The organism is Sphingomonas sp. BT-65, from assembly GCF_026107375.2.
GTDB lineage: Bacteria > Pseudomonadota > Alphaproteobacteria > Sphingomonadales > Sphingomonadaceae > Sphingomonas.
Genome location: NZ_JAPCIA010000001.1, coordinates 2,911,722 through 2,933,995, shown reverse-complemented (window position 1 = coordinate 2,933,995; position 22,274 = coordinate 2,911,722). Strand labels below are relative to the sequence as shown.

At 68.3% G+C, this 22,274-nt stretch carries 24 protein-coding genes; 11 read left to right on the top strand and 13 right to left on the bottom strand.

What is annotated here, in order from left to right:
- Window positions 1-35 precede the first annotated feature (35 nt).
- Together OK349_RS14105 and thrS are read right to left on the bottom strand one after the other, a co-directional pair.
- Window positions 36-698 carry a helix-turn-helix domain-containing protein gene (locus tag OK349_RS14105; RefSeq protein WP_265118426.1) on the bottom strand — a complete coding sequence of 221 codons (663 nt, stop codon included), beginning with the start codon at window positions 696-698 and terminating at the stop codon, window positions 36-38.
- Window positions 695-2,689, bottom strand: coding sequence for a threonine--tRNA ligase (gene thrS / locus OK349_RS14100; protein WP_265118425.1), 1,995 nt, complete (start codon window positions 2,687-2,689; stop codon window positions 695-697). Before thrS ends, OK349_RS14105 begins: the two co-directional genes overlap by 4 nt.
- 94 nt (window positions 2,690-2,783) lie before the next feature.
- On the opposite strand from thrS, the gene OK349_RS14095 reads away from it, so the two are divergent.
- Window positions 2,784-3,140 carry a VOC family protein gene (locus tag OK349_RS14095; RefSeq protein WP_265118424.1) on the top strand — a complete coding sequence of 119 codons (357 nt, stop codon included), beginning with the start codon at window positions 2,784-2,786 and terminating at the stop codon, window positions 3,138-3,140.
- Window positions 3,141-3,177: 37 nt separating this feature from the next.
- Window positions 3,178-4,239, top strand: a complete 1,062-nt coding sequence (recF, locus tag OK349_RS14090; protein WP_265118423.1) for a DNA replication/repair protein RecF — start codon at window positions 3,178-3,180, stop codon at window positions 4,237-4,239.
- A gap of 9 nt (window positions 4,240-4,248) precedes the next feature.
- Here the strand turns inward: recF and OK349_RS14085 are convergent, their stop codons facing one another.
- The 3 genes from OK349_RS14085 to OK349_RS14075 all read right to left on the bottom strand — a co-directional run bounded on the left by OK349_RS14085 (window position 4,249) and on the right by OK349_RS14075 (window position 5,267).
- A complete protein-coding gene (locus OK349_RS14085) occupies window positions 4,249-4,884 on the bottom strand; it encodes a DUF4893 domain-containing protein (protein WP_265118422.1) in 636 nt (211 codons plus the stop codon).
- A gap of 96 nt (window positions 4,885-4,980) precedes the next feature.
- A complete protein-coding gene (locus tag OK349_RS14080; RefSeq protein WP_265118421.1) occupies window positions 4,981-5,115 on the bottom strand; it encodes a hypothetical protein in 135 nt (44 codons plus the stop codon).
- On the bottom strand, window positions 5,115-5,267 hold the full coding sequence (locus tag OK349_RS14075) for a hypothetical protein (RefSeq protein WP_265118420.1): 153 nt from the start codon (window positions 5,265-5,267) through the stop codon (window positions 5,115-5,117). Before OK349_RS14075 ends, OK349_RS14080 begins: the two co-directional genes overlap by 1 nt.
- Window positions 5,268-5,399: 132 nt before the next feature.
- Here OK349_RS14075 and gyrB point away from each other — a divergent pair, with 132 nt between their 5' ends.
- The 4 genes from gyrB (at window position 5,400) to ppc (ending at window position 12,914) form a co-directional block, all read left to right on the top strand.
- Window positions 5,400-7,946 carry a DNA topoisomerase (ATP-hydrolyzing) subunit B gene (gene gyrB / locus OK349_RS14070; protein ID WP_265118419.1) on the top strand — a complete coding sequence of 849 codons (2,547 nt, stop codon included), beginning with the start codon at window positions 5,400-5,402 and terminating at the stop codon, window positions 7,944-7,946.
- An 86-nt stretch (window positions 7,947-8,032) separates the two neighbouring features.
- Complete coding sequence (locus OK349_RS14065; protein WP_265118418.1) at window positions 8,033-8,407, top strand: septal ring lytic transglycosylase RlpA family protein; 375 nt, start codon at window positions 8,033-8,035, stop codon at window positions 8,405-8,407.
- A 104-nt stretch (window positions 8,408-8,511) separates the two neighbouring features.
- The gene (locus tag OK349_RS14060; protein ID WP_265118417.1) at window positions 8,512-10,167 is read left to right on the top strand and encodes an MFS transporter; all 1,656 of its coding nucleotides are present in this window, start codon (window positions 8,512-8,514) and stop codon (window positions 10,165-10,167) included.
- A gap of 71 nt (window positions 10,168-10,238) precedes the next feature.
- A complete protein-coding gene (gene ppc / locus OK349_RS14055; protein ID WP_265118416.1) occupies window positions 10,239-12,914 on the top strand; it encodes a phosphoenolpyruvate carboxylase in 2,676 nt (891 codons plus the stop codon).
- Here ppc and OK349_RS14050 read toward each other — a convergent pair.
- The 6 genes from OK349_RS14050 to OK349_RS14025 all read right to left on the bottom strand — a co-directional run bounded on the left by OK349_RS14050 (window position 12,877) and on the right by OK349_RS14025 (window position 16,658).
- Complete coding sequence (locus OK349_RS14050) at window positions 12,877-13,398, bottom strand: protein tyrosine phosphatase family protein (protein ID WP_265118415.1); 522 nt, start codon at window positions 13,396-13,398, stop codon at window positions 12,877-12,879. The genes ppc and OK349_RS14050 overlap by 38 nt on opposite strands.
- The gene (locus OK349_RS14045) at window positions 13,395-13,796 is read right to left on the bottom strand and encodes an acyl-CoA thioesterase (RefSeq protein WP_265118414.1); all 402 of its coding nucleotides are present in this window, start codon (window positions 13,794-13,796) and stop codon (window positions 13,395-13,397) included. Before OK349_RS14045 ends, OK349_RS14050 begins: the two co-directional genes overlap by 4 nt.
- Window positions 13,797-13,838: 42 nt before the next feature.
- On the bottom strand, window positions 13,839-14,246 hold the full coding sequence (locus tag OK349_RS14040; RefSeq protein WP_265118413.1) for an ExbD/TolR family protein: 408 nt from the start codon (window positions 14,244-14,246) through the stop codon (window positions 13,839-13,841).
- Between the two features lie 58 nt (window positions 14,247-14,304).
- A complete protein-coding gene (locus tag OK349_RS14035; protein WP_265118412.1) occupies window positions 14,305-14,898 on the bottom strand; it encodes a YdeI/OmpD-associated family protein in 594 nt (197 codons plus the stop codon).
- Between the two features lie 69 nt (window positions 14,899-14,967).
- A complete protein-coding gene (locus tag OK349_RS14030) occupies window positions 14,968-15,306 on the bottom strand; it encodes a DNA primase (RefSeq protein ID WP_265118411.1) in 339 nt (112 codons plus the stop codon).
- 110 nt (window positions 15,307-15,416) lie between these two features.
- Window positions 15,417-16,658: a multidrug effflux MFS transporter gene (locus tag OK349_RS14025; RefSeq protein ID WP_265118410.1), complete on the bottom strand. Its 1,242-nt coding sequence runs from the start codon at window positions 16,656-16,658 to the stop codon at window positions 15,417-15,419.
- A gap of 104 nt (window positions 16,659-16,762) precedes the next feature.
- Here OK349_RS14025 and OK349_RS14020 point away from each other — a divergent pair, with 104 nt between their 5' ends.
- The 4 genes from OK349_RS14020 to OK349_RS14005 all read left to right on the top strand — a co-directional run bounded on the left by OK349_RS14020 (window position 16,763) and on the right by OK349_RS14005 (window position 20,340).
- Complete coding sequence (locus OK349_RS14020) at window positions 16,763-17,260, top strand: hypothetical protein (RefSeq protein ID WP_265118409.1); 498 nt, start codon at window positions 16,763-16,765, stop codon at window positions 17,258-17,260.
- 137 nt (window positions 17,261-17,397) lie between these two features.
- On the top strand, window positions 17,398-18,348 hold the full coding sequence (locus OK349_RS14015) for an isopenicillin N synthase family dioxygenase (RefSeq protein ID WP_265118408.1): 951 nt from the start codon (window positions 17,398-17,400) through the stop codon (window positions 18,346-18,348).
- A gap of 133 nt (window positions 18,349-18,481) precedes the next feature.
- Complete coding sequence (locus OK349_RS14010) at window positions 18,482-19,774, top strand: homoserine dehydrogenase (RefSeq protein ID WP_265118407.1); 1,293 nt, start codon at window positions 18,482-18,484, stop codon at window positions 19,772-19,774.
- A gap of 44 nt (window positions 19,775-19,818) precedes the next feature.
- Window positions 19,819-20,340 carry a nuclear transport factor 2 family protein gene (locus OK349_RS14005; RefSeq protein ID WP_265118406.1) on the top strand — a complete coding sequence of 174 codons (522 nt, stop codon included), beginning with the start codon at window positions 19,819-19,821 and terminating at the stop codon, window positions 20,338-20,340.
- Here OK349_RS14005 and OK349_RS14000 read toward each other — a convergent pair whose 3' ends face one another.
- Together OK349_RS14000 and OK349_RS13995 are read right to left on the bottom strand one after the other, a co-directional pair.
- Window positions 20,341-20,688 carry a hypothetical protein gene (locus tag OK349_RS14000; protein WP_265118405.1) on the bottom strand — a complete coding sequence of 116 codons (348 nt, stop codon included), beginning with the start codon at window positions 20,686-20,688 and terminating at the stop codon, window positions 20,341-20,343.
- Between the two features lie 54 nt (window positions 20,689-20,742).
- The gene (locus OK349_RS13995) at window positions 20,743-21,066 is read right to left on the bottom strand and encodes a hypothetical protein (RefSeq protein WP_265118404.1); all 324 of its coding nucleotides are present in this window, start codon (window positions 21,064-21,066) and stop codon (window positions 20,743-20,745) included.
- Between the two features lie 166 nt (window positions 21,067-21,232).
- On the opposite strand from OK349_RS13995, the gene glpX reads away from it, so the two are divergent.
- Window positions 21,233-22,201, top strand: coding sequence for a class II fructose-bisphosphatase (gene glpX, locus OK349_RS13990; RefSeq protein ID WP_265118403.1), 969 nt, complete (start codon window positions 21,233-21,235; stop codon window positions 22,199-22,201).
- The last annotated feature ends 73 nt before the right edge of the window (window positions 22,202-22,274 follow it).

Below are 22,274 nucleotides of genomic sequence, written 5' to 3'. Positions count from 1 at the left end.
CTATAGCACCCACGCCGGCTTGAACGGACTTTGCCCTAGCGCAGCAAGCGCAGCCGCGAGGGTGGAAGGCCGGTGAGCGCCCCGGCGGCGCGGGCGAAATGCGCCTGATCGGCAAAGCCATGCTCGGCGGCGAGCGCGGCGAGCGTGCCGCGCCAGCCCGTGAGTGCGCGAACGGCGCGACGGGTGCGCAGTTCGAGCCGGAAGCGCTTGGGGCTGACGCCATAGGCGCGCGCGAAGCCGCGGCTGACCGAGGCGGGATCGAGGCTGGTCGCGTGCGCCCAATCGCGGATCGGCAACGACGGATCGGCCGCGAGCGCGGCGGCGAGCAGGTCGGGCCAGTCACTGGGAGGAGCGGCGAGCGCGGCGGCGGTTTCGCGGACCAGTTCCGCAGCGGCGAGGGGATCGCGTTCGGCGAGGCGCGCGACCGCATCGGGGTCGGTGATGCGCACCGGGCCCTCGGCCAGCCCGGCAGGCAGCGGCAGGTTGAGCACCTGCGCGCCGGTCGCGCCGAACCCGTCCTGGTGCGCCGACCAGGCGTGATGGACGACCGCCATCCCCGCCCGCGCGCGGATGCGGCCGCTCTCGCCCGCTTCGAGATAGCCGCCGTCGAGCACGACCGCGACATAGCCCTGCGCATGCCGGTGCCGTGCCAGCCGCTCGCCCGCGCCGTGGCGGCCGATGGCGGCGTGGAAGGTCACCCCCGCAGGTCCGGCGGCGTGCCCTCGCCCTTGAGCCAGGCGATCGCCTCGGCGAGCGGGATCACGCGCTGCCCCTCGACGCCGAGGCTGCGGATGGCGACGGTGCCCTCCTCCGCCTCGCGCTTGCCGACCACCAGCAGGTGCGGGACCTTCGCCAGCGAATGCTCGCGCACCTTGTAGTTGATCTTCTCGTTGCGCAGGTCGCTCTCGGCGCGGATGCCGGCGGCCTTGAGCTGGGTGACAGCGTTCTTGGCGTAATCATCGGCGTCGGAGACGATCGTCGCGACCACCGCCTGGACCGGCGCGAGCCAAGCCGGCAGGCGGCCGGCGAAATGCTCGATCAGGATGCCAATGAAGCGCTCGTACGAGCCGAAGATCGCGCGGTGGAGCATCACCGGGCGATGGCGCTCGCCATCCTCGCCGACATAGGACGCGTCGAGGCGGTCGGGCAGCACGCGGTCCGACTGGATCGTGCCGACCTGCCACGTCCGCCCGATCGCGTCAGTGAGGTGCCATTCGAGCTTGGGCGCGTAGAAGGCGCCCTCGCCCGGAAGTTCCTCCCAGCCATATTCGGGCGTCGCGAGGCCGGCGCGGACCACGGCGTCGCGCAGCTCCGCCTCGGCCTGGTCCCACATCTCCTCGGTGCCGAAGCGCTTGTCGGGGCGCAACGCGAGCTTGATCGAATAGGTGAAGCCGAAGTCGCGATAGATGCGGTCGGCGAGCGCGCAGAACGCCTGCACCTCGTCGACGATCTGGTCCTCGCGGCAGAAGATGTGCGCGTCGTCCTGGGTGAACTGGCGCACGCGCATCAGGCCGTGCAGCGCGCCGTGCGGCTCGTTGCGGTGGCAGCAGCCATTTTCGTAGAAGCGCAGCGGCAGGTCGCGGTACGACTTGATCCCCTGCTTGAAGATCAGGATGTGCGCCGGGCAGTTCATCGGCTTCAATGCCATCCACTCGGCGTCGTTCGAGACGAGCGGGCCGTCCTCCTCGACGTTCGGCACCTCGTCGGGGATGACGAACATGTTCTCGCGATACTTGCCCCAATGGCCCGACTGCTCCCACTGGCGCGCGTCCATCACCTGCGGGGTCTTGACCTCGCGATAGCCGGCGGCGTCGATCGCGCGGCGCATATAGGCCTCCAGCTCGCGCCAGATCATATAGCCCTTGGGGTGCCAGAAGACGCTGCCGTGCGCCTCGGCCTGGAGGTGGAACAAGTCCATCTCCTGCCCGAGCTTGCGATGGTCGCGCTTGGCCGCTTCCTCGAGCTTGTGGAGGTGCGCGTCGAGCTGCTTTTTGTTGAGCCAGCCGGTGCCGTAGATGCGCGAGAGCATCGCGTTCTTCTGGTCGCCGCGCCAATAGGCGCCCGAGACGCGCGTCAGCTTGAATGCCTGGGGATCGAGCTTGCCGGTCGAGGCAAGGTGCGGGCCGCGGCACATGTCGAGCCAGGCGTCCTCGCCCTTGCCCGCGCGATAGACGGTCAGTTCCTCATTCTCGGGCAGCTCGGCCGCCCATTCGGCCTTGAACGTCTCGCCCTGCGCTTTCCAGCGCGCGATGAGGTCGGCGCGGCTCCACACCTCGCGGATCAGTGGCTGGTCCTGCGCGATGATCTTGCGCATCGCCTCCTCGATCGCGGGCAGGTCCTCCTCGGTAAAGGGCCGGCCCTTGGGGGCGAAGTCGTAATAAAAGCCGTCGTCGGTCGCCGGGCCGAAGGTGATCTGCGTGCCCGGGAACAGCGACTGCACCGCCTCGGCGAGGACGTGCGCATAGTCGTGGCGCGCAAGCTCGAGCGCATCGGCCTCGTCGCGCGAGGTGACGAGCGCGAGTTGCACGTTGCCCTCCAGCGGGCGGGTGATGTCGCGCAGTTCGCCGTCGACGCGCGCGGCGATCGCCGCCTTGGCGAGGCCCGGACCGATCGCCGCGGCGATGTCCGCCGGGGTGGTCCCCGGGGCTACCTCGCGGACGGAACCGTCGGGCAGCGTAATTCGGAACATCTCGGACACGGGATCGGTGCTTTCTGTTAGGAGGTCTTCGGAGCGCGGCTTATGCCCGCGCGAAAGCGATATAGGCAAGAAGGCAGACGAAACGATGCCCGACCACCGGATAGCGGCGATTCTGCCGTGCCAGGACCTCGACCGCAGCCAGGCCTTTTACGAGCGGCTCGGCTTCGTACCGGAGAGCGACTATGGCGACTATCGCATCCTGACCGACGGCAAGGGCTGGGACCTGCACCTGCGCGCCGAGGACATGTCGGCGCTGCAGGCGCCGTACAATCCGTTCGGCCTGTACCTCTATGTCGACGATGTCGATGCCGTCGCGGACCGTGTGCGCGAGGCGATCATCGAGCCGGGCGCGCCGCACCTCAAGCCATGGGGCACTTACGAGTTCGCGGTGAGCGATCCCGATGGGGTGCTGGTGCGCGTCGGGCGGATCGCCGCACGGTAGCTGTTCGCACGCCTGCCGCCGCGCTAGAGGCGGTCGGATGGCCCTCGCCCGCCTCGTCCTCACCGATTTCCGCAACCATGCGGCCGCCACCCTGACCCCCGGGGCCGGGTTCGTGGTGCTGACCGGGGACAATGGCGCGGGCAAGACCAATGTGCTCGAGGCGGTGTCGCTGCTCGCGCCCGGACGGGGCCTGCGCCGTGCGCCACTGCCCGAGATCGCGCGGCAGGGCGGCAACGGCGGGTTCGCGGTGGCGGCGACTTTGGCCGACGGGATCGAAATCGGCACCGGAACGCAGGCGGCCGCGCCCGAGCGGCGCGTGGTGCGCGTCAACGGCGCGGCGGCGGCGGCGGCGAGCCTCGCCGAATGGCTCACCGTGCTGTGGCTGACCCCGGCGATGGACCGGCTGTTCGTCGAACCGGCGAGCGAACGGCGGCGCTTCCTCGATCGGCTGACCCTCGCGCTGGCGCCGGGGCATGCGCACCACACCGCGCGCTACGAGGCGGCGATGCGCGAGCGCAACCGGCTGCTGGCGGCCGAGGAACCGGCCGATCCCGACTGGCTGACCGCGCTGGAGGCACGCATGGCCGAGCATGGCGCGGCGATCGATGCAGCGCGGCGCGGCGCGGTCGAGGCGCTGGCGGCGCGGTTGGCGGACCAGGCCGAGGGGCCGTTCGCACGGGCGGGGCTGGCGCTCGAAGGGCAGGCCGTGGCCGATCTGGCGCACGCGCTGCGCTCAGGCCGCACGCGCGATGCTGCCGCGGGGCGCACGCTCGCCGGGCCACATCGGCAAGACCTCGCCGTCACCCATCTCGGCAAGGGCCAGCCCGCGCAGCTTTGTTCGACCGGGGAGCAAAAGGCGCTGCTGCTCGGCATCGTCCTCGCCCATGCCGAGCTGGTCGCGGATCGCACCGGCCGCGCGCCGGTGCTGCTGCTCGACGAGGTCGCCGCGCATCTCGACCCCAGCCGCAGGCGCGCGCTGTTCGAGCGGCTCGCGGGGCGCGGACAGGTATGGATGACCGGGACCGAGCCCGAGCTGTTCGAGGGGATCGGCGAGGCGACCCGCTACACGGTGCGCGATGGCGTTGTGAGCCTGGACTAGCCGCCGCGGTCAGCTCGCCTGCCGCTCGACGGGTACCGGGGTCAGTTCGAGGACGTCGAGGTCCTGCTCGCCCACGGGCACGACCATGCGCCAGCGGAACGGGCCGACCCGCTCGACCACCCCGGCGATGTCGCGCGCCTGATCGGTGCCATAGACCAATGAATTGTCGCCCTGCGCGCGTTGCAGCGCGCCGACGAAGGTATAGCGTTTCTCGGTCTTGTAGAGATGGCCGGCGGGCAGGTCGCTGCCGGTCTGCTTGGTGAAGTTGAGCCCGCCATTGGCCGCGCCGACATGGCAGAAATGCGTCGGGAAGCTGCGCATCCGGCGCGCGCCGGCACGGCGGCCGAGCCGGATCAGGCGGCAATTATAGGAGCCGGGGCTGAGTTCGGGATGATCGAGCGCCGCGCCCGGTTCGAGCAGCGCGCCCTCGACCGCGCGCACGCGTCCGGGCGACTGGCCCCAGACGGCCCGCCAGATCGCCGGCAGCGCATCGAGCTTTGCCTGATCGGCCGGTCGGATCACCTGTCCGGCGCCGCCATCGTCGATGATCTCGATTTGCGCCACGCTGACCACCGCGGTTTCGCGCGTCGCGGCGCACCCGGCGAGGACGAACGAGACAAGGACGGCGAGTGCAACACTACGCATAAAGATGCCCCCCGGCACACGGATAAGACACGATTAATGCGTAGTCGCCAAACTGCGTTAACAAATGGTTAACACGGTGGAGGTGGCGCCGCCTGGCTAGCGCTTGCGCCGCAGCGCGCCGCGGTGCGCGAGCAGTCCGCGCTGCTCCAGCACCGCCATGCGGCAGGTATAGCCCACGCCCCAAATCGCGAAGGCGACAGTGGCCACGAAGACGAGCAGCGGATCGAGCATCACGCGCTCCACGCGGCATGGATCGCCGCGATCAGCGTGATGCCGCTGACCATGCCAAGGATCAGCTCGAGCGGCTTGAAGCCGCCGAGCCAGGCGGTGATCGCTTCCCATCGGGTGCGGGGGACATGAACCAGTTGTCGATGATATGCCATGCCCGCCCAGATGGCGTGGATGGCGATAAGGATGCCATGGCGAATCCCGCCTGCAGCCGTAAAGTTTTCATATGTGCCGCATGGGCATCGCCGCGCCCCATTTTGCTTCCGTTTCGTGACTCGCGACCCTATATGCTGGGCATGGCATCTGAAGACACCACGACCCCCGAAAACACCCCCAACACCAACAGCTACGGCGCCGACAGCATCAAGGTCCTGAAAGGCCTGGATGCGGTGCGCAAGCGGCCCGGCATGTATATCGGCGACACCGATGACGGCTCCGGCCTGCACCACATGGTGTTCGAGGTTTCCGACAACGCGATCGACGAGGCGTTGGCCGGGCATTGCGACCGGATCATCATCCAGCTCAACGCCGACGGATCGGTGAGCGTCGAGGACAATGGCCGCGGCATCCCGACCGGCATCCATGCCGAGGAAGGCGTGTCGGCGGCCGAGGTCATCATGACCCAGCTCCATGCCGGCGGTAAGTTCGAGAACACGTCGGACGACAATGCCTACAAGGTCTCGGGCGGCCTGCACGGCGTGGGCGTGTCGGTGGTCAATGCGCTCAGCGAGTGGCTCGACCTCAACATCTGGCGCGACGGCGAGGAGCATTACATGCGCTTCGCCTATGGCGACGCGACCGCCCCGCTCAAGGTGGTCGGCGCGGCACCCGAGGGCAAGAAGGGCACGCGCGTGACCTTCCTCGCCTCGACCGAGAAGGTCCCGGGCGACGGCGGTACGTTCAAGAACCAGACCGAGTATGATTTCGAGAAGCTCGAGCACCGCTATCGCGAGCTGGCGTTCCTGAACTCCGGCGTCCGCCTGTTCCTGCGCGATGCGCGGCACGAGGAAGTCAAGGAAGTCGAGCTGTTCTACGAGGGCGGGATCGCCGCGTTCGTCAAGTGGCTCGACCGCAACAAGACGCCGCTGATGCCCGATCCGGTGGCGATCAGCGGCACGCGCGACGACGTGACGATCGACGTCGCGCTGGAGTGGAACGACTCCTATTACGAGAACGTCCTCTGCTTCACCAACAACATCCCGCAGCGCGACGGCGGCACGCACCTTGCCGCGTTCCGCGCGGCGCTGACGCGCACGATCAACAATTATGCCGACAAGTCGGGCGCGCTGAAGAAGGAGAAGGTCTCCCTTACCGGCGACGACATGCGCGAGGGGCTCACCGCGATCGTTTCGGTCAAGCTGCCCGACCCCAAGTTCAGCTCGCAGACCAAGGACAAGCTAGTCTCGTCCGAGGTACGCCAGCCGCTTGAAGCGCTGATGGCCGACAAGCTCGCCGAATGGCTGGAGGAGAATCCCGCGGTCGCGCGCCAGATCATCCAGAAGGTGATCGACGCCGCCGCCGCGCGCGAGGCCGCCAAGAAGGCGCGCGAGCTGACCCGGCGCAAGGGCGTGATGGACATCGCCTCGCTGCCCGGCAAGCTCGCCGACTGCCAGGAGCGCGATCCCGCCAAGTCCGAGCTGTTCCTGGTCGAGGGCGATTCGGCCGGCGGCTCCGCCAAGCAAGGCCGCGACCGCCATTTCCAGGCGATCCTTCCGCTGCGCGGCAAGATCCTCAACGTCGAGCGCGCGCGTTTCGACCGGATGCTCGGTTCGAAGGAGATCGGCACGCTGATCCAGGCGATGGGCACCGGCATTGGCCGCGACGACTTCAATCTCGAAAAGCTGCGCTACCACAAGATCGTCATCATGACCGACGCCGATGTGGACGGCGCGCACATCCGCACGCTGCTGCTCACCTTCTTCTACCGCCAGATGCCCGAGATCATCGAGGCCGGGCACCTCTTCATCGCTCAGCCGCCGCTGTACAAAGCGAGCAAGGGGCGCTCCGAAGTGTATCTGAAGGACGATGCCGCGCTCGACGATTACCTGGTCGAGGCGGGCGTCGGCGGCAACCGGCTGGAGACCAATGAGGGGCCGCGCTTCGGCGAGGACCTCGCCAAGCTGGTCGAACATGCCCGCCGCATGAAGACGCTGATGCGCTACGTGCCGCGGCGCTACGACCCCTCGATCATCGAGGCGCTGGCGCTGGGCGGCGCGCTCGACCCCGAAGCGGCGCGTGCGCAACGCGGCGAGCGGCTCGCGGCGGTGACCAAGCGGCTCGACCTGACCGACGAGGATGCGCGCTGGTCGGCGCGGGTCACCGAGGAAGGCGGCTTCCATTTCGAGCGGCTGTGGCGCGGCGTGACCGATCATCACATCATCGAAGCAGCGTTCCTTGCTTCGGCAGAGGGGCGCAAGCTCCATGCGCTCGCCGCCGAGCAGGCCGAAAGCTATGCCGCAATCGCCAAGCTGGTTTCGATCAAGACCACGCAGGCCGAGACCGAAGCGGCACCGGTTGAAGGCGAGGACGAGGAGCCGGTGGTCGCGGCCAAGGGCGAGACGCTGGTGGCGCGGCCGAGCGAGCTGCTCGACGCGATCCTCGCCTCGGGCCGCAAGGGGCTGTCGATCCAGCGCTACAAGGGGCTGGGCGAGATGAACGCCGAGCAATTGTGGGAGACCACGCTCGATCCGCAAAACCGATCGATGCTAGTGGTCGCGATCGACCAGGCCGATGTCGCCGACGAGATCTTCACGCGCCTGATGGGCGACGTGGTCGAGCCGCGCCGCGAGTTCATCCAGGAGAATGCGCTGAGCGTCGCCAATCTCGACGTCTGATCGCGGATTCCAAACAACGCGGCGCTGAACGGATTGCCGTTCGGCGCCGTTGTTGTTTCACCCCTTCCGTCGAAAAGGGGACGGGGATGCGGGGACCATTCGCCATCGCGCTCGCGCTTTTCGCCGCGGTCCCGGCCGTGGCGGCGGACGAGGAGGAAGCGGGCACCGATCTCGGCAGCGGGACGGCAAGCTATTTCAGCCGCGAGATCGCCGGCAACCGCACCGCCAATGGCGAGCGCTGCGACCCCGACACGCTCACCGCCGCGCACCGCACCGCGCCGTTCGGCAGCCGCATGCGCGTGACCAACCTTGCCACCGGCCGCAGCGTGGTGGTGCGGATCAACGATCGCGGCCCGTTCCGCGCCGGGCGCGTGATCGACTTGAGCCACGCCGCCGCGCGCGAGATCGGGATGCACCGCAGCGGCACGGCCAAGGTCAGCCTGGCGCTGCTCGACGACTGACGTTACGGCCAGGGCGCAATTCGACACCCCCTTCAGAAAATCTTGCTCGACGCGCTCCGCGAAACGCGCCACCATTAAATCACATAAATTGGGGAGGGGAATGCATGACGGCTCCAGCAGTCGCAGGCCGCAACGAGCGCAAGGTGATCGTCGCCTCGTCGCTCGGTACGGTGTTCGAATGGTATGATTTCTATCTCTACGGCCTGCTCGCGACCGTCATTTCCGCCAAATTCTTCTCCGGGGTGAACGAGACCACCGGGTTCATCCTCGCCCTGGGCGCGTTCGCCGCGGGGTTCGCAGTGCGGCCGTTCGGAGCGCTGGTGTTCGGGCGGCTCGGCGACGTGGTCGGGCGCAAATATACCTTCCTCGTGACGATGGGGCTGATGGGCCTGTCGACCTTCGCGGTCGGGTTGCTGCCGAGCTATGCCAGCATCGGCGTCGCCGCGCCGGTGATCCTGGTGCTGCTGCGCCTCGTCCAGGGCCTCGCGCTCGGCGGCGAATATGGCGGCGCCGCCACCTATGTGGCCGAGCATGCGCCCGAGGGGAAGCGCGGGCTGTTCACCAGCTGGATCCAGACCACCGCGACGCTCGGCCTGTTCGCGGCGCTGCTCATCGTGATCGGCATCCGCACCGCGATCGGCGAGACCGCATTCGCCGAATGGGGCTGGCGCCTGCCCTTCCTCGTCTCGATCATCCTGCTCGGCGTCTCGCTGTGGATCCGGCTCCAGCTCGCCGAGAGCCCGGTCTACCAGAAGATGAAGGAGGAGGGCACGACCTCCAAGGCGCCGTTCAGCGAGGCGTTCGGCACCTGGCGCAACCTGCGCGTGGTGCTGATCGTGCTGCTCGGCGCGGTCGCCGGCCAGGCGGTGGTCTGGTATACGGGGCAATTCTATGCGCTGTTCTTCCTCGAGAAGACGCTCAAGGTCGACGGCGCCACCGCCAACATCCTGATCGCGATCGCGCTGGTGATCGGCACGCCGTTCTTCGTGATCTTCGGCTGGCTCTCCGACAAGATCGGGCGCAAGAAGATCATCCTCGCCGGCTGCGCGCTCGCCGCGCTGACCTATTTCCCGGTGTTCCACGCGCTGACCGGAGCCGCCAACCCCGCGCTGGCGGCGGCACAGGCCAGTGCGCCGGTAACCGTGGTCGCGGACCCTGCGACCTGCTCGTTCCAGTTCGATCCGATCGGCAGGAACAAGTTCGACCGGACCGCCTGCGACGTCGCCAAATCCTATCTGGCCAAGGCTGGCGTACCCTATGTCTCGCGGGCTGCGGCGAACGACTGGGCGGAGGTCGTCATCGGGGACCGGACGATCACGATCTTCAATCCGCAGGGAGGGATCGGTGCCGGCATGAATGCGGCCGCCATTCCGGGCCGCCAGGCCGAGATGAAGGCAGCCCTCGATGCCGCGGGCTACCCGGCCAAGGCCGACCCCGCGGCGATGAACAAGCCGCTGATCGTCGCGCTGCTGTTCTGGCTCGTGCTGCTGGTCACCGCGGTCTATGGCCCGATCGCCGCGCTGCTGGTCGAGATCTTCCCGACCCGCATCCGCTACACCGCGATGTCGCTGCCCTATCATATCGGCAATGGCTGGTTCGGCGGGTTCCTGCCGACGATCGCCTTCGCGATGGTCGCGGCGACCGGCGATATCTATTACGGCCTGTGGTACCCGATCGGCGTCGCGGTGTTGACGCTGGTAGTCGGCCTGCTCTTCCTCCCCGAAACCTTCCGGCGGCGGATCGACGACTCCGCGACATGATGCTGCGCGCTTGACGTAACGCAAGAAACGAACTGGTTGACGCTGATCATGCCGCGGTGCAGCACGCGCGCATGGCCAGCGCTCCTCCGATCACCAACAATCCCGACATCCGCTATCTCGGCCGCGTCCTGGGCGACGTGATCCGCGCCTATGGCGGCGACGCGCTGTTCCGGCGTATCGAATATATCCGCTCGGCCTCGGTCGACCGGCATCGCGGGATCGCGGGGGCGGATTCGATCGATCCCGGCCTCGACAGCCTGAGCCTCGACGAGACGCTCGATTTCGTGCGCAGCTTCATGCTGTTCTCGATGCTCGCCAACCTGGCCGAGGACCGCCAGGGTATCGCCGCCGAGCCCGGCGCCGATGTCGAGCACGCGATCGCGCGCCTCAAGGAGCATGGCATCGGGCCCGAGCGGATCGCCGAATTGCTCGAGCACGCGCTGGTCGCCCCGGTGCTCACCGCGCACCCGACCGAGGTGCGGCGCAAGTCGATGATCGACCATCGCAACCGCATCGCCGAGCTGATGGCGCTCAAGGACCAGGGCGTCGCCGAGACGCCCGACGGTGATCTGGTCGACGAAGGCATCGTGCGCCAGGTCGCGCTGCTGTGGCAGACCCGCGTGCTGCGGCAGGAGCGGCTCTATGTCGCCGACGAGGTCGAGACCGCGCTCTCCTATCTGCGCGACGTGTTCCTCCCCACCTTGCCCGCGCTTCATGCCCGCTGGGACCGCGCGCTGGGCAGCCGGGTGCCGGCGTTCCTGCGCCCGGGCAACTGGATCGGCGGCGACCGCGACGGCAATCCCTTCGTCACCGCGGACTCGCTGCGCCTCACCTTGTCGCGCTCGGCGGAGACGGTGCTCAGCCACTATCTCGACGCGGTGCATGCGCTTGGCGCCGAGCTGTCGATCTCGAGCCATCATGCGCAGATCGACGCGGGCGTCGCGGCGCTGGCCGAGCGCAGCGGCGACGATGCCGCGAGCCGCGCCGACGAGCCCTATCGCCGCGCGCTGTCGGGCATCTATGCCCGGCTCGCCGCGACCTATCGCGACCTCACCGGCAAGCCCGCGCCGCGGCCCGGCGCGCTGACCGGCGAGCGCTATCCCGACCCGGCGGCGTTCCGCGCCGATCTCGCCACCGTCGCCCGCGGGCTCGCCGGGCAAGGCGCCGAGACGCTGGCGTCGAGCGGGGCGCTCGGGCGGCTGATCCGCTCGGTCGACATCTTCGGCTTCCATCTCGCCACGCTCGACATGCGCCAGAACAGCGCGGTGCACGAGCGCGTGATCGCCGAGCTCTTGAAGGTCGCGGGGGTCGAGGCCGATTATGCCGCGCTCGACGAGGCGGCGCGGGTCGAGCTGCTGCGCCGCGAGCTCGCCAGCCCGCGCCCGCTGACCAGCCGCTATGCGAGCTACAGCGAGGAGACTGCCTCGGAGCTGGCGATCGTCCATGCCGTCGCTGAGGCGCATGAGCGCTACGGCCGCGCGGCGATCCGCCAGTATATCGTGTCGATGGCGCAGTCGGTGTCGGACCTGCTCGAGGTCCATGTGCTGCTCAAGGAAGCGGGCCTCTACGTGCCGGGCGAGGAACCGCAGGCGCATATCATGGCGGTGCCGCTGTTCGAGACGATCGGCGATCTCGAGGCCGCGCCCGGCATCATGCGCGCCTGGTTCGCGCTGCCCGAGGTCGCCGCGATCGCCAAGGCGCGCGGGCATCAGGAAGTGATGATCGGCTATTCGGACTCGAACAAGGACGGGGGATATCTCACCTCGACCTGGGGGCTGTCCAAGGGCTCGACCGCGCTCAAGCCGGTGTTCGAGGAAGCCGGGATCGGCATGCAGCTGTTCCACGGCCGCGGCGGCGCGGTGGGGCGCGGCGGCGGCTCCTCGTTCCAGGCGATCCAGGCGCAGCCCGCCGGCACGGTTCAGGGCCGCATCCGCATCACCGAGCAGGGCGAGGTGATCGCGGCGAAATACGGCACGCGTGAGAGCGCACAGACCAATCTCGAGGCGATGGCTTCGGCAACGCTGCTCGCCAGCCTCGAGCCGCAGCAGCTGAGCACCGCCGACGCCGCGCGCTTCGAGGGCGCGATGGAGGAATTGTCGGGGACGGCGTTCAAGGCCTATCGCGACCTGGTCTATGGCACCGAGGGCTTCCGGACCTTCTTTCGCCAGATGACCCCGATCGCCGAGATCGCCGGCCTCAAGATCGGCAGCCGCCCGGCGAGCCGCAAGAAATCCGACGCGATCGAGGATCTGCGCGCGATCCCCTGGGTGTTCAGCTGGGCGCAGGCGCGGGTGATGCTGCCGGGCTGGTATGGCGTGGGCGCGGCGCTGTCGGGGTTTCAGGACCGCGGGCTGCTGCGCGAAATGGCGGCGGGCTGGCCGCTGTTCGCCTCGGCGCTGGCAAACATGGAGATGGTGCTCGCCAAGTCCGACATGGGCATTGCCGGGCGCTATGCCGCGCTGGTCGAGGACCGCGCGCTGGGCGACTCGATCTTCGGGCGCATTCGCGACGGCTGGCGGACGACGCATGACCAGCTGCTCGAGGTGACGCGGCAGACGCGACTGCTCGAGAAGCATCCGGCACTGGAGACCTCGATCCGGCTGCGCCTGCCCTATATCGAGCCGCTCAACCTGCTTCAGGTCGAGCTGCTCAAGCGCCACCGCGCGGGGGAAACCGATCCCAAGATCGAGCAGGGCATCCTGCTCTCGATCAACGCGATCGCGACGGCGCTTCGGAACTCGGGCTGACCGGCGCGGGGAAGTCGCGCCCGGCGTAACGGTGCTCGGCGCCGACCGCATCGTCGTCGCCGACGAAGGCCGCCCACACGCCGCCCGGCCGCCACACGCTGTCCATCGGCGCGCGCGCTTCGGCCGGGTCCATGCCCAGCACCTCGCGGCGGTAGCGGGTAAGGAAGGCGGTGACGCGGGCGTTGACGATGCAATGGACATGCACCGGCTCGCCGCCATACTCGGCCATCGCGGCGCAGAACGCCTGGTAGTGCGCCTCTTCCGGCGCGTCGAAGGGCACCGGGATATAGGTGTAGCCCATCCCCAGCGCGGCTACGCTCGCCGGCTCGTCGGGCAGCGCGCGCTCATGCTCGTGCAGGCCGAGGTTGATGACATGCCGCACGCCCAGACCGGCGAGCTCGGCCAGCGCCGCCTCGCCCGGCTGGCCCGAGGTGGTGAGCCGCGCATCGATTCGCCGCCAGTTGAGGATCTGCGGGTCGCTCATGCCTGTCCCTCCAGAAACGGCGCAGCCACCTCGTCGCGCACGCGCACCAGCCGGCCGGTCGCGCGGTCGAGCATCGCCCAGGTCGAGACCGCCTCGACTTTCACCCGCCCATCGGCGCCGGTGAATCGCATGTGGCGGTCGAAGCGCGCGCCCTTCGGCGGATCGGGCACCCAGGTCTCGGCGGTCACCATCTCGCCTTCGCTAACATTGCCGCGATAGTCGATCTCGTGCCGCGTCACGACCCAGATATAGGCGTCGCGGTGATGTGCCGGCGCGACCGCGTGCCAGTGCGCCACCGCGACGTCCTGGATCCAGCGGACCCAGACTGCATTGTTGACATGACCGAGCTCGTCGATGTCGCCGGGCCCGGCGGTGATGCTCTGCGTGAAGCGCGCCATAGCTCTTTACGTTTACGGCAACTACGCCGTGGAGGAAAGCCGTCAGTCGAACGCCATCCGCTCGTTGCCCACGAAACCGAGCTTCGTGACCCCCGCGCGCTTGACCGTCGTCAGCACCTCGGCGAAGCGCTCGTAGCGCGCCGCCTCGTCGGCCTTGAAGTGGAGCACGCCGTCCGCCGCGACGATCGCGGCGAGCAAGACGGGAAGCTCGGCATCGGCGATCGCGCGGCCGTCCCACGCCAGCGCGCCATTGGCGGCGATGTCCAGCCGGTGCGGGGCGTCCAGCACCTGCCCGGGCGGCCCCTGCGGAAGCTCGACCGGCAATTTATGGGTCGCGGTCGGGATGGTGATGATCATCATGATCAGCAACACCAGCATCACGTCGATCAGCGGCGTGGTATTGATCGCCGAGAAAGGCTCAGGCTCGCGATAGGCAATGGAACGACGCATCTGCACCTCCTGCCGTAAGAGATGTTACATCATGCCATAACCCGTGCCGAACGCAAACTCAGCAGCTTTCATATTTCCAGTGGCGCTTCTTGCCCTCGCGGATCCAGGCGATCGCGTCGGCGAGGCGCTTGTCGCGGGTCCCCGCCTGCTTGGCGCCGGCGATCCACTCGCAATAGTCCCGGCGCGCGCTGGGCGGGAAGGCGTCGAACTTCTCGGCGGCGAGCGGATCGCGCGCCAGCGCCTCGGCGAGCGCCTCGGGCACCTCCGCCTCGGGTTTGGGCGGCTTGGACTCGCGCTTGGGCAGGTTCCCGGATTCGATCAGCGCCATCGCCTCGCGCACTTGCGCTTCGAGCCCGGCTTCGTCCGGCAGGTCGGCGAGCGATTCGATGCGGCCGAACTGGCCCATCGCCTCGCCTTCCTTGCCAGTCGCCAGCTGCTCGCGATACCAGAAGCCGAAGCTCGCATGGCGCTGGAACCCCGCCATGTGCGCGAGCGGGCGGCCGCGGTGCGAGAAGGCCGGCATGCCCCATTTGATGCTTTCCTCGACCTCGGGGCAGGCGGCGTGGAGGCGGGCGCGCAGCCAGGTCAGGATCGGCCGGGCGAACTCGACCTGGCGCTCGATATAGGCGTCGATTCGCGGATCTGTTGCCATGGCGCTCTCCCGTTTTGCGGGATGGTCCGCCGGACGGAGGCGACAGTCAAGAATCTGGGCTCGCAGGAATCAGGGATTCAGCGCGACCTCGTCGCCATCGTCGAGGCCAGCGTCGCCGATCGTGCCGTCGTCGAACTCCGCCTGGAGCTCGTCCTCGTCGGCATCGTCGGCGTCGTCCTCTGCGATCGACTCCTCGCCGACCTCGTCGGACGCCATCAGCAGCTCGTCCTCTTCCTCGTCATTGTCGAGGTCTTCGCCAAGGTCGGGGCTCAAGTCGGTCAGGATCGTGCCGTCGGTCGGCCCGTCGCGCGTCACCTCGAGGATCTCGGCGCGCTGGCTTTCGTCATAGCCGTCTTCGTCGTAACCGTCGTCGCCGGGGCCTCGCCCCGATACCTGATGACCGCCCATCGCAGCCCTCCATGCTTCTCCTCAAGCGCGAACGGCGGAGGCATGCGCGCGGTTCCTTGGCGTCGCGACGAAAGCGCGCCCTTTTTGGTTAGGTGGCGCCGGCCCGCGGCTCAGCTGCGACGAAACAGCTTACCCCGTTCGGTGATGAACACGATGAGCAATGCGGTGAGGCCGAGTGCGGTGAAGCCGAGATAGAGCGGCACCGTCGTGCCATCGAACGACTGGCCGATCACCGCGCCCATCACCGCAGCGCCCATCGTCGCGATGAAGCCCTGCAGGCTCGATGCGGTGCCCGCGATCTCACCCATATTCTCCATCGCCATCGCCGAGAAATTGGAGTTGGCGAGCGCCATCGCCGCCATCATCGGCGCCTGCAGCACGATGAACACCCACAGATTCTCACCGCCGAGGAGGATCACGGTCAGGTGAATCACCGCGAGCACCGTCGTCGCGACCAGCGCGAAGTGCGACAGGAAGCGCATCCCGAAGCGCATCACCAGGCGCGAGTTCATGAACGAGCCGAGCGCCATCAGCCCCGCGACCGAGGCGAACACCGCGGTGAGCAGCTCGGGCCGCTTGAACACGTCGTAGACGATCTGCTGGATCGAGCCGATGAACGAGAAGAAGCAGCCCGAGATCGCGGTGGTGGCGAAGGTGTAGCCCACCGCCCAGCGGTCACGGAACATGGTGCGGTAGCCGCGCCAGATCTCGCGCAGGTCAAGCGGATGCACCGAATCGCGCGCCAGCGTCTCGGGCATGCGCAGCGTGAACCAGATCAGCACCAGCGCTGCGATCAGCGCGATGCCGCCGAAGATCGGCCGCCAGTCGCCGAAGACGAGCACCATCAGCTGTCCCCAGGCGGGCGCCAATACGGGGACGACCATGAAGGTCATAAAGGCGAGGCTCATCACCCGCGCCATCGCCCGGCCCTGGAAACAGTCGCGCACCAGCGCCACCGTCACCACGCGTCCCGCCGCCACCGCCGCGCCGCTCGCCGCGCGGGCGAGCAGGAGCAGCTCGAAGCTGCCCGCAAAGGCCGCAACGGCGTTGGTCACCACGTAAAAGCCGAGCGCGACGGCGATCACCGGCTTGCGCCCGTAACGATCGGCGAGCGGCCCGTGGAACAGCTGCGCCACGCCGAAGCCGAGCATGAAGGCGGTAATGACGTACTGGCGGTGATTGGGCTGCGCCACGCCCAGTTCGTCGCTGATCGAAGGCAAGGCCGGCAGCATCGAATCGATGCCGAGCGCGGTCAGCGCCATGATCGATGCGATCAGCGCGACGAACTCCGCCATCGGGATCGGCGACCGGTTGGCCGCTTCGCCGGGCTGATGAGAGGTCTGCGCGTCCATGCGGGGCCCAATGCCGCATCGCCGCGGGCGCGTCACCCCGCGGGTTGATCTTTTTTGCCGCATCGCTTAGTGTGTTGTTCAACTAATACGGTGGAGTTGTCACGATGATGCGGAACTGGCTGGTCCTTCCTCTGGCGGTCGCGTTCGCGGCCTGCGGCGGCGGTGAAGGCGAGGGCGCGAGCATCTCGGTCAAGAGCGGCGAAGGCGACGCCAGCATCAAGACCGACAAGGACGGCCGCGTATCCGTGAAGGCGCCGGGCTTCGAGGGATCGCTCAAGCTGCCCAAGTTCGACATCGGCGCCGAGAATTTCGAGATCGACGGGTTGAAGCTCTATCCCGGCTCGACGATCGCGAACCTCAACATCGACGCCAACCGCGACAAGGGCGGAGAGGATACGGTCCGCGTCCAGTTCGACGCGCCCGCCACGGCGGACCAGGTGCGCAACTGGTTCCGCGAGCAGATGCAGGCCGCCGGGTTCACCATCGCCGCGAACGGCAGCGAGCTGCGCGGCAAGACCAGCGAGGGCAGCGACTTCACGCTGGAGCTCGATCCAGCGGGCGATGCCAAGAGCCGCGGCACGCTCACCGTGCTCGGCCAATAGCCGCGGTCATCCATTCCGGCGCTGCGTAGGCGCATGGACTGCGGGAGGGGCGCACGGCACCGCGCCTCTCCCGCCTCTGTTCGTGGCGCGCGCGACGGTCTATTTCAGAAGGAATCGTTTTCCGGAGTCACCCTGCAATGCTCGACACGCCGCTCGCCCAAGTCCCGCTGGTCAGCCTGGCCGACCAGGCGCGCGATCCGGACGGCTTCGCCGCCGCGCTGGGCGGATCGTTCGAGCGGTTCGGCTTCGCGATGGTCAGCGACCATGGCGTGCCGCAGGCGCTGATCGACCGTGCCTGGGCGGCGACCAAGGCGTTCTTCGACCTGCCCGAGGCCGAGAAGCGCGGCTATTTTGTCGAGGGCGGCGGCGGCGCGCGCGGCTATACGCCGTTCAAGACCGAGATCGCCAAAGGCGCCGAATATGTCGACCTGAAGGAATTCTGGCATATCGGCCGCGAGCTGCCCGCCGGCCACCGCTTCGAGGCGAACATGGCGCCCAACATCTGGCCCGACCGGCCGGAGGGGTTTCGTGAGACCTTCCTCGAGCTGTTCGCCGCGTTCGATACTGCGGGCGACCGGCTGCTCTCGGCGATCGCGCGCCATCTCGGGCTGGAGCCCAACTGGTTCGACCCGGCGGTGAAGGACGGCAACTCGGTGCTGCGCCTGCTCCACTATCCGCCGGTGACCGAGGATGCGCCCAATGTCCGCGCCGGGGCGCATGAGGACATCAACCTGATCACGCTGCTGCTCGGCGCCGAGGAAGCCGGGCTCGAGCTGCTCGACCGCGACGGCCAGTGGCTGCCGGTGCGCCCGCCGGAGGGCGCGATGGTGGTCAATGTCGGCGACATGCTCCAGCGCCTGACCAACCATGTCCTGCCCTCGACCACCCACCGCGTGGTCAACCCGCCGGTCGAGCGCCGCGGCACCCCGCGCTACTCGATGCCCTTCTTCCTGCATCCCGCGCCCGATTTCTTGATCAAGGCGCTGCCGCAATGCGTGACTGCAGCGAACCCCGAGCGCGAGCCGCCGATCACCGCGCATGATTACCTGGCGGAACGGCTGCGCGAGATCGGGCTGACGAAGAAGTAACGGCCGCCCAAGTTTATCTCCGTCACCCCGGACTTGTTCCGGGGTCCACGGTGCCGCAAAGAGCCTCGCGGGTGGTCCGTGTCGCCCGGTGGACCCCGGAACAAGTCCGGGGTGACGTATATTGGGGAATAACTTGCCCGAACCCTTGAGAGTCGCGCTTGCTGGCCTTGGGACTGTTGGTGCGGGCGTGATCCGCCTGATCGACGCCAATGCCGAGCTGATCGCGCGCCGTGCCGGGCGGCCGATCGAGATCGTCGCAGTGAGCGCGCGCGACCGCGCCAAGGACCGCGGCGTCGATATCACGCGCTTCGACTGGGTCGACGACATGACCGAACTCGCGCGCCACCCCCGCGCGGAGGTGGTGGTCGAGCTGATCGGCGGATCCGACGGCCCGGCGCTGGCGCTCGCGCGCGCGACCCTCGCGGCAGGCAAGGGGCTGGTCACCGCCAACAAGGCGATGATCGCGCATCACGGGCTGGAGCTCGCCGAAGTCGCCGAGAAGACCGACACGCCGATGAAGTTCGAAGCGGCGGTCGCGGGCGGCGTGCCGGTGATCAAGGGGCTGCGCGAGGGCGCCGCGGCGAACCAGATCGACCGCGTCTACGGCATCCTCAACGGCACCTGCAATTTCATCCTGTCCAAGATGGAAGCCGAAGGCCGCGACTTCGCCGAAGTGCTGGCCGAGGCGCAGGCGGCCGGCTTCGCCGAAGCCGATCCGAGCTTCGACATCGACGGGATCGATGCCGCGCACAAGCTCTCGATCCTCGCCAGCATCGCGTTCGGGACGCAGCCGGCGTTCGGCGACGTCGCGATCGGCGGCATCCGCCATTTGCTCGCCGCCGACATCGCCGAGGCGGCGGCGCTCGGCTATCGCGTGCGGCTGCTCGGCATCGCCGACCTCAATGGCAACGGGCTGTTCCAGCGCGTCCACCCGCACCTCGTCCCGCTCGCCCACCCGCTGGCGCATGTCCTGGGCCCGACCAACGCAGTGGTGGCGGAGGGCAATTTCGTCGGCCGGCTGCTGTTCCAGGGCGCGGGCGCGGGCGACGGACCGACCGCCTCGGCGGTGGTCGCCGACCTGATCGACATCGCGCGCACCGAGTTCGGCCCGCCCTATGCGATGCCCGCGGCGAGCCTCTCGAAGGAGCCCTCCGCGCCGACCGGCGAGCGCCGCGGCCGCGCGTATCTCCGCTTTACCGTCGCCGACAAGGTGGGCGTGCTGGCCGAGATCGCCGCAGCGATGCGCGACGCCGGCGTCTCGATCGAATCGCTGATCCAGCGCGGCGCGATGCCCGACGGCAGCGTGCTCGTCGCGATCGTCACGCACGAGGTGCCGGAACGCTCGATCGCGCAGGCACTGGAGAAACTGCGCGGCTCGCCCAGCCTCGCCGGCGAGCCGATGTGGATGCACATCTTGGGCGAATGAGGTTGGCGCGCTAGGCTGACGCGATCCTGTCCGGAGCCGCTGTCATGCTGCCTGTTGCCTTTGCCCCCATTGTTGCCTTTGCTGTCGCCGGGTTCGCCCAGAGCACCCCCGTCACGGCTGATAACGCCGCCACCATCGCCGAGCTCGTCCGTATCGCCGACGGCATCGACCGCGCGGTGGACACGAAGGACTGGCGCGGCGCGCGCGCCTTCTTCGCCGACCGCATCCGGGTCGATTTCCAGTCGCTGTCGGGCCAGCCGGCGGCGGAGATCGCCGCCGACGACCTGATCAAGGCCTGGTCCGCCAACCTCACCGCCGCCAAGACCAGCTTCCACATGCGCACCAACCATATGGTGACGATCGAGGGTGACCGCGCGCGGATGACCTCGGCCGGCTATGCGTGGAACCGGATGACGGGCAATGGCGATCCTTTATGGGAGGTGTGGGGCACCTATACGCACGAATTCGCGCGGACGCCGCAGGGCTGGCGCGTCACCGCCATGAAGCTCGAGGTCACGCATCAGCGGGGCAATTTTTGGGTCCGGGATACCGTGCCCAAGCCCTGATCAGGGCGCGGGCTCACGCTTGCGCACGATCTTGCCGTCGAACCCGGCGCTCACCGTCACGCCGACCATGCCCTTGCATTGCGCGAGGAACGGCCCGCTGACGCCGCACTGGAACATCACGTCCTCAAGCACGCGATCGGTCTGGTAGGGCACGTTATCCGCGGCGCGCGCGGTGACGAAGGGTAGGCGATATCTCTTGTCGGCCTCGCGCAGGGCACAGATCGTGACCTCGTCCGCATCATCGGTGGTCGTGCACGGGATCACCGCGCGAGTCCGTTCACGATACGCCTGCATCATGGCTTCCTCGCCGCCGGCCTGAAGCGCAAGGGCAATCAGCAACACGGACATGGGCAAGACCCTCCCGGTTGTTGCGTTAGCACAACGGCGGCGGCGCGGGAACGGTCAGTCGATGCTGGCGTGGAGCAGCCGGCGGCCTTTCTTGGGGCAGACCGGTGCACCTTGCAGGCCGCACGGCACCCCGGTCGACTTGACCACGTCCATCTTGGCGCTCCACGCCGGACTGACCGCGCCGATAAAACGGTAGCTCGTGTCGGTCGCGTGCGAGCAGCTGCCGGTCACGCAGAGCTGCGACGGCCGTGGGAGCACGCGGGGGATCGGCTTGCGCGCGGTGCGCGTGCGGATCGCGGCGGTGCGCGCTTGCCGGGGCAAGGTTACCACCCGGGGCGGTTCGCTCGCGACACTCAACGCAATGAGCAAGGTCAGCATGTCACGCGCCCCTTGAAACCCCGCTACGTACCGAACGCAGCGATTTGCCTTTAGTTTCGCAGCGCCGCCGGCTTTTGAATGGATGACAGCGTTGGCCCCCATCGACAAGCCCTTCGCGCGCTCCTATCGCGCAGCGGAACCGAATAGAGAGAGGGCTTCGCCGATCATGCAGACCGCCAGCAAGGTGCTCGACCGCGTCCTGGTACTCGAGATGGTGCGAGTCACCGAAGCCGCGGCGATCGCCGCTTCCACGCTGGTCGGACGTGGTGACGAGAAGGCAGCCGATGCCGCCGCGGTCGAGGCGATGCGCGGCGCGCTCAACTCGCTCTACATGGACGGCACCGTGGTGATCGGCGAGGGCGAGCGCGACGAGGCGCCGATGCTCTATATCGGCGAGAAGGTCGGCTCGGCGCCAGGCAAGGGCCCCAAGATCGACATCGCGCTCGATCCGCTCGAGGGCACCACGATCTGCGCCAAGGCGGGCCCGAACAGCCTCGCGGTGCTGGCGATCGCCGAGGAAGGCAACCTGCTCAACGCGCCCGACGTCTATATGGACAAGATCGCGGTCGGCCCCGGCTATCCGCCGGAGGTGATCGACCTCGACAAGTCGCCGACCGCGAACATCGAGGCGATCGCCGCGGCCAAGGGCGTCAAGCCCAGCGAGATCATTGCCTGCGTGCTCGACCGGCCGCGCCACGAGAAGATGATCGCCGAGCTGCGCGCGATCGGCTGCGGCGTGGTGCTGATCGGCGACGGGGATGTCGCGGGCGTGATCGCGACGACCGACCCCGACACCACGATCGACGTCTATATGGGCCAGGGCGGCGCGCCCGAGGGGGTGCTCGCCTGCGCCGCGCTGCGCTGTGTCGGCGGCCAATTCAAGGGACGCCTCGTGTTCCGCAACGAGGACGAGCGCGCCCGCGCCCGCAAATGGGGCATCGACAACCTCGACAAGCAGTACGACCTGACCGAGTTGGCCAAGGGCGACTGCATCTTCGCCGCGACCGGGGTGACCGACGGCTCGCTGCTCGAAGGCGTCAAGCGCCGCCCGGGCCGGATGACCACCGAGAGCGTGGTGATGCGATCGAGCTCGGGCACGGTGCGCTGGGTCAAGGGCGAGCACCGCACCAGCTGATGGGGGTTGTTTTCAGCTGCGCTGAAACGGCACCAGCCCGCTCCCCCACCCGGCCACCCAACGACAGTATGAT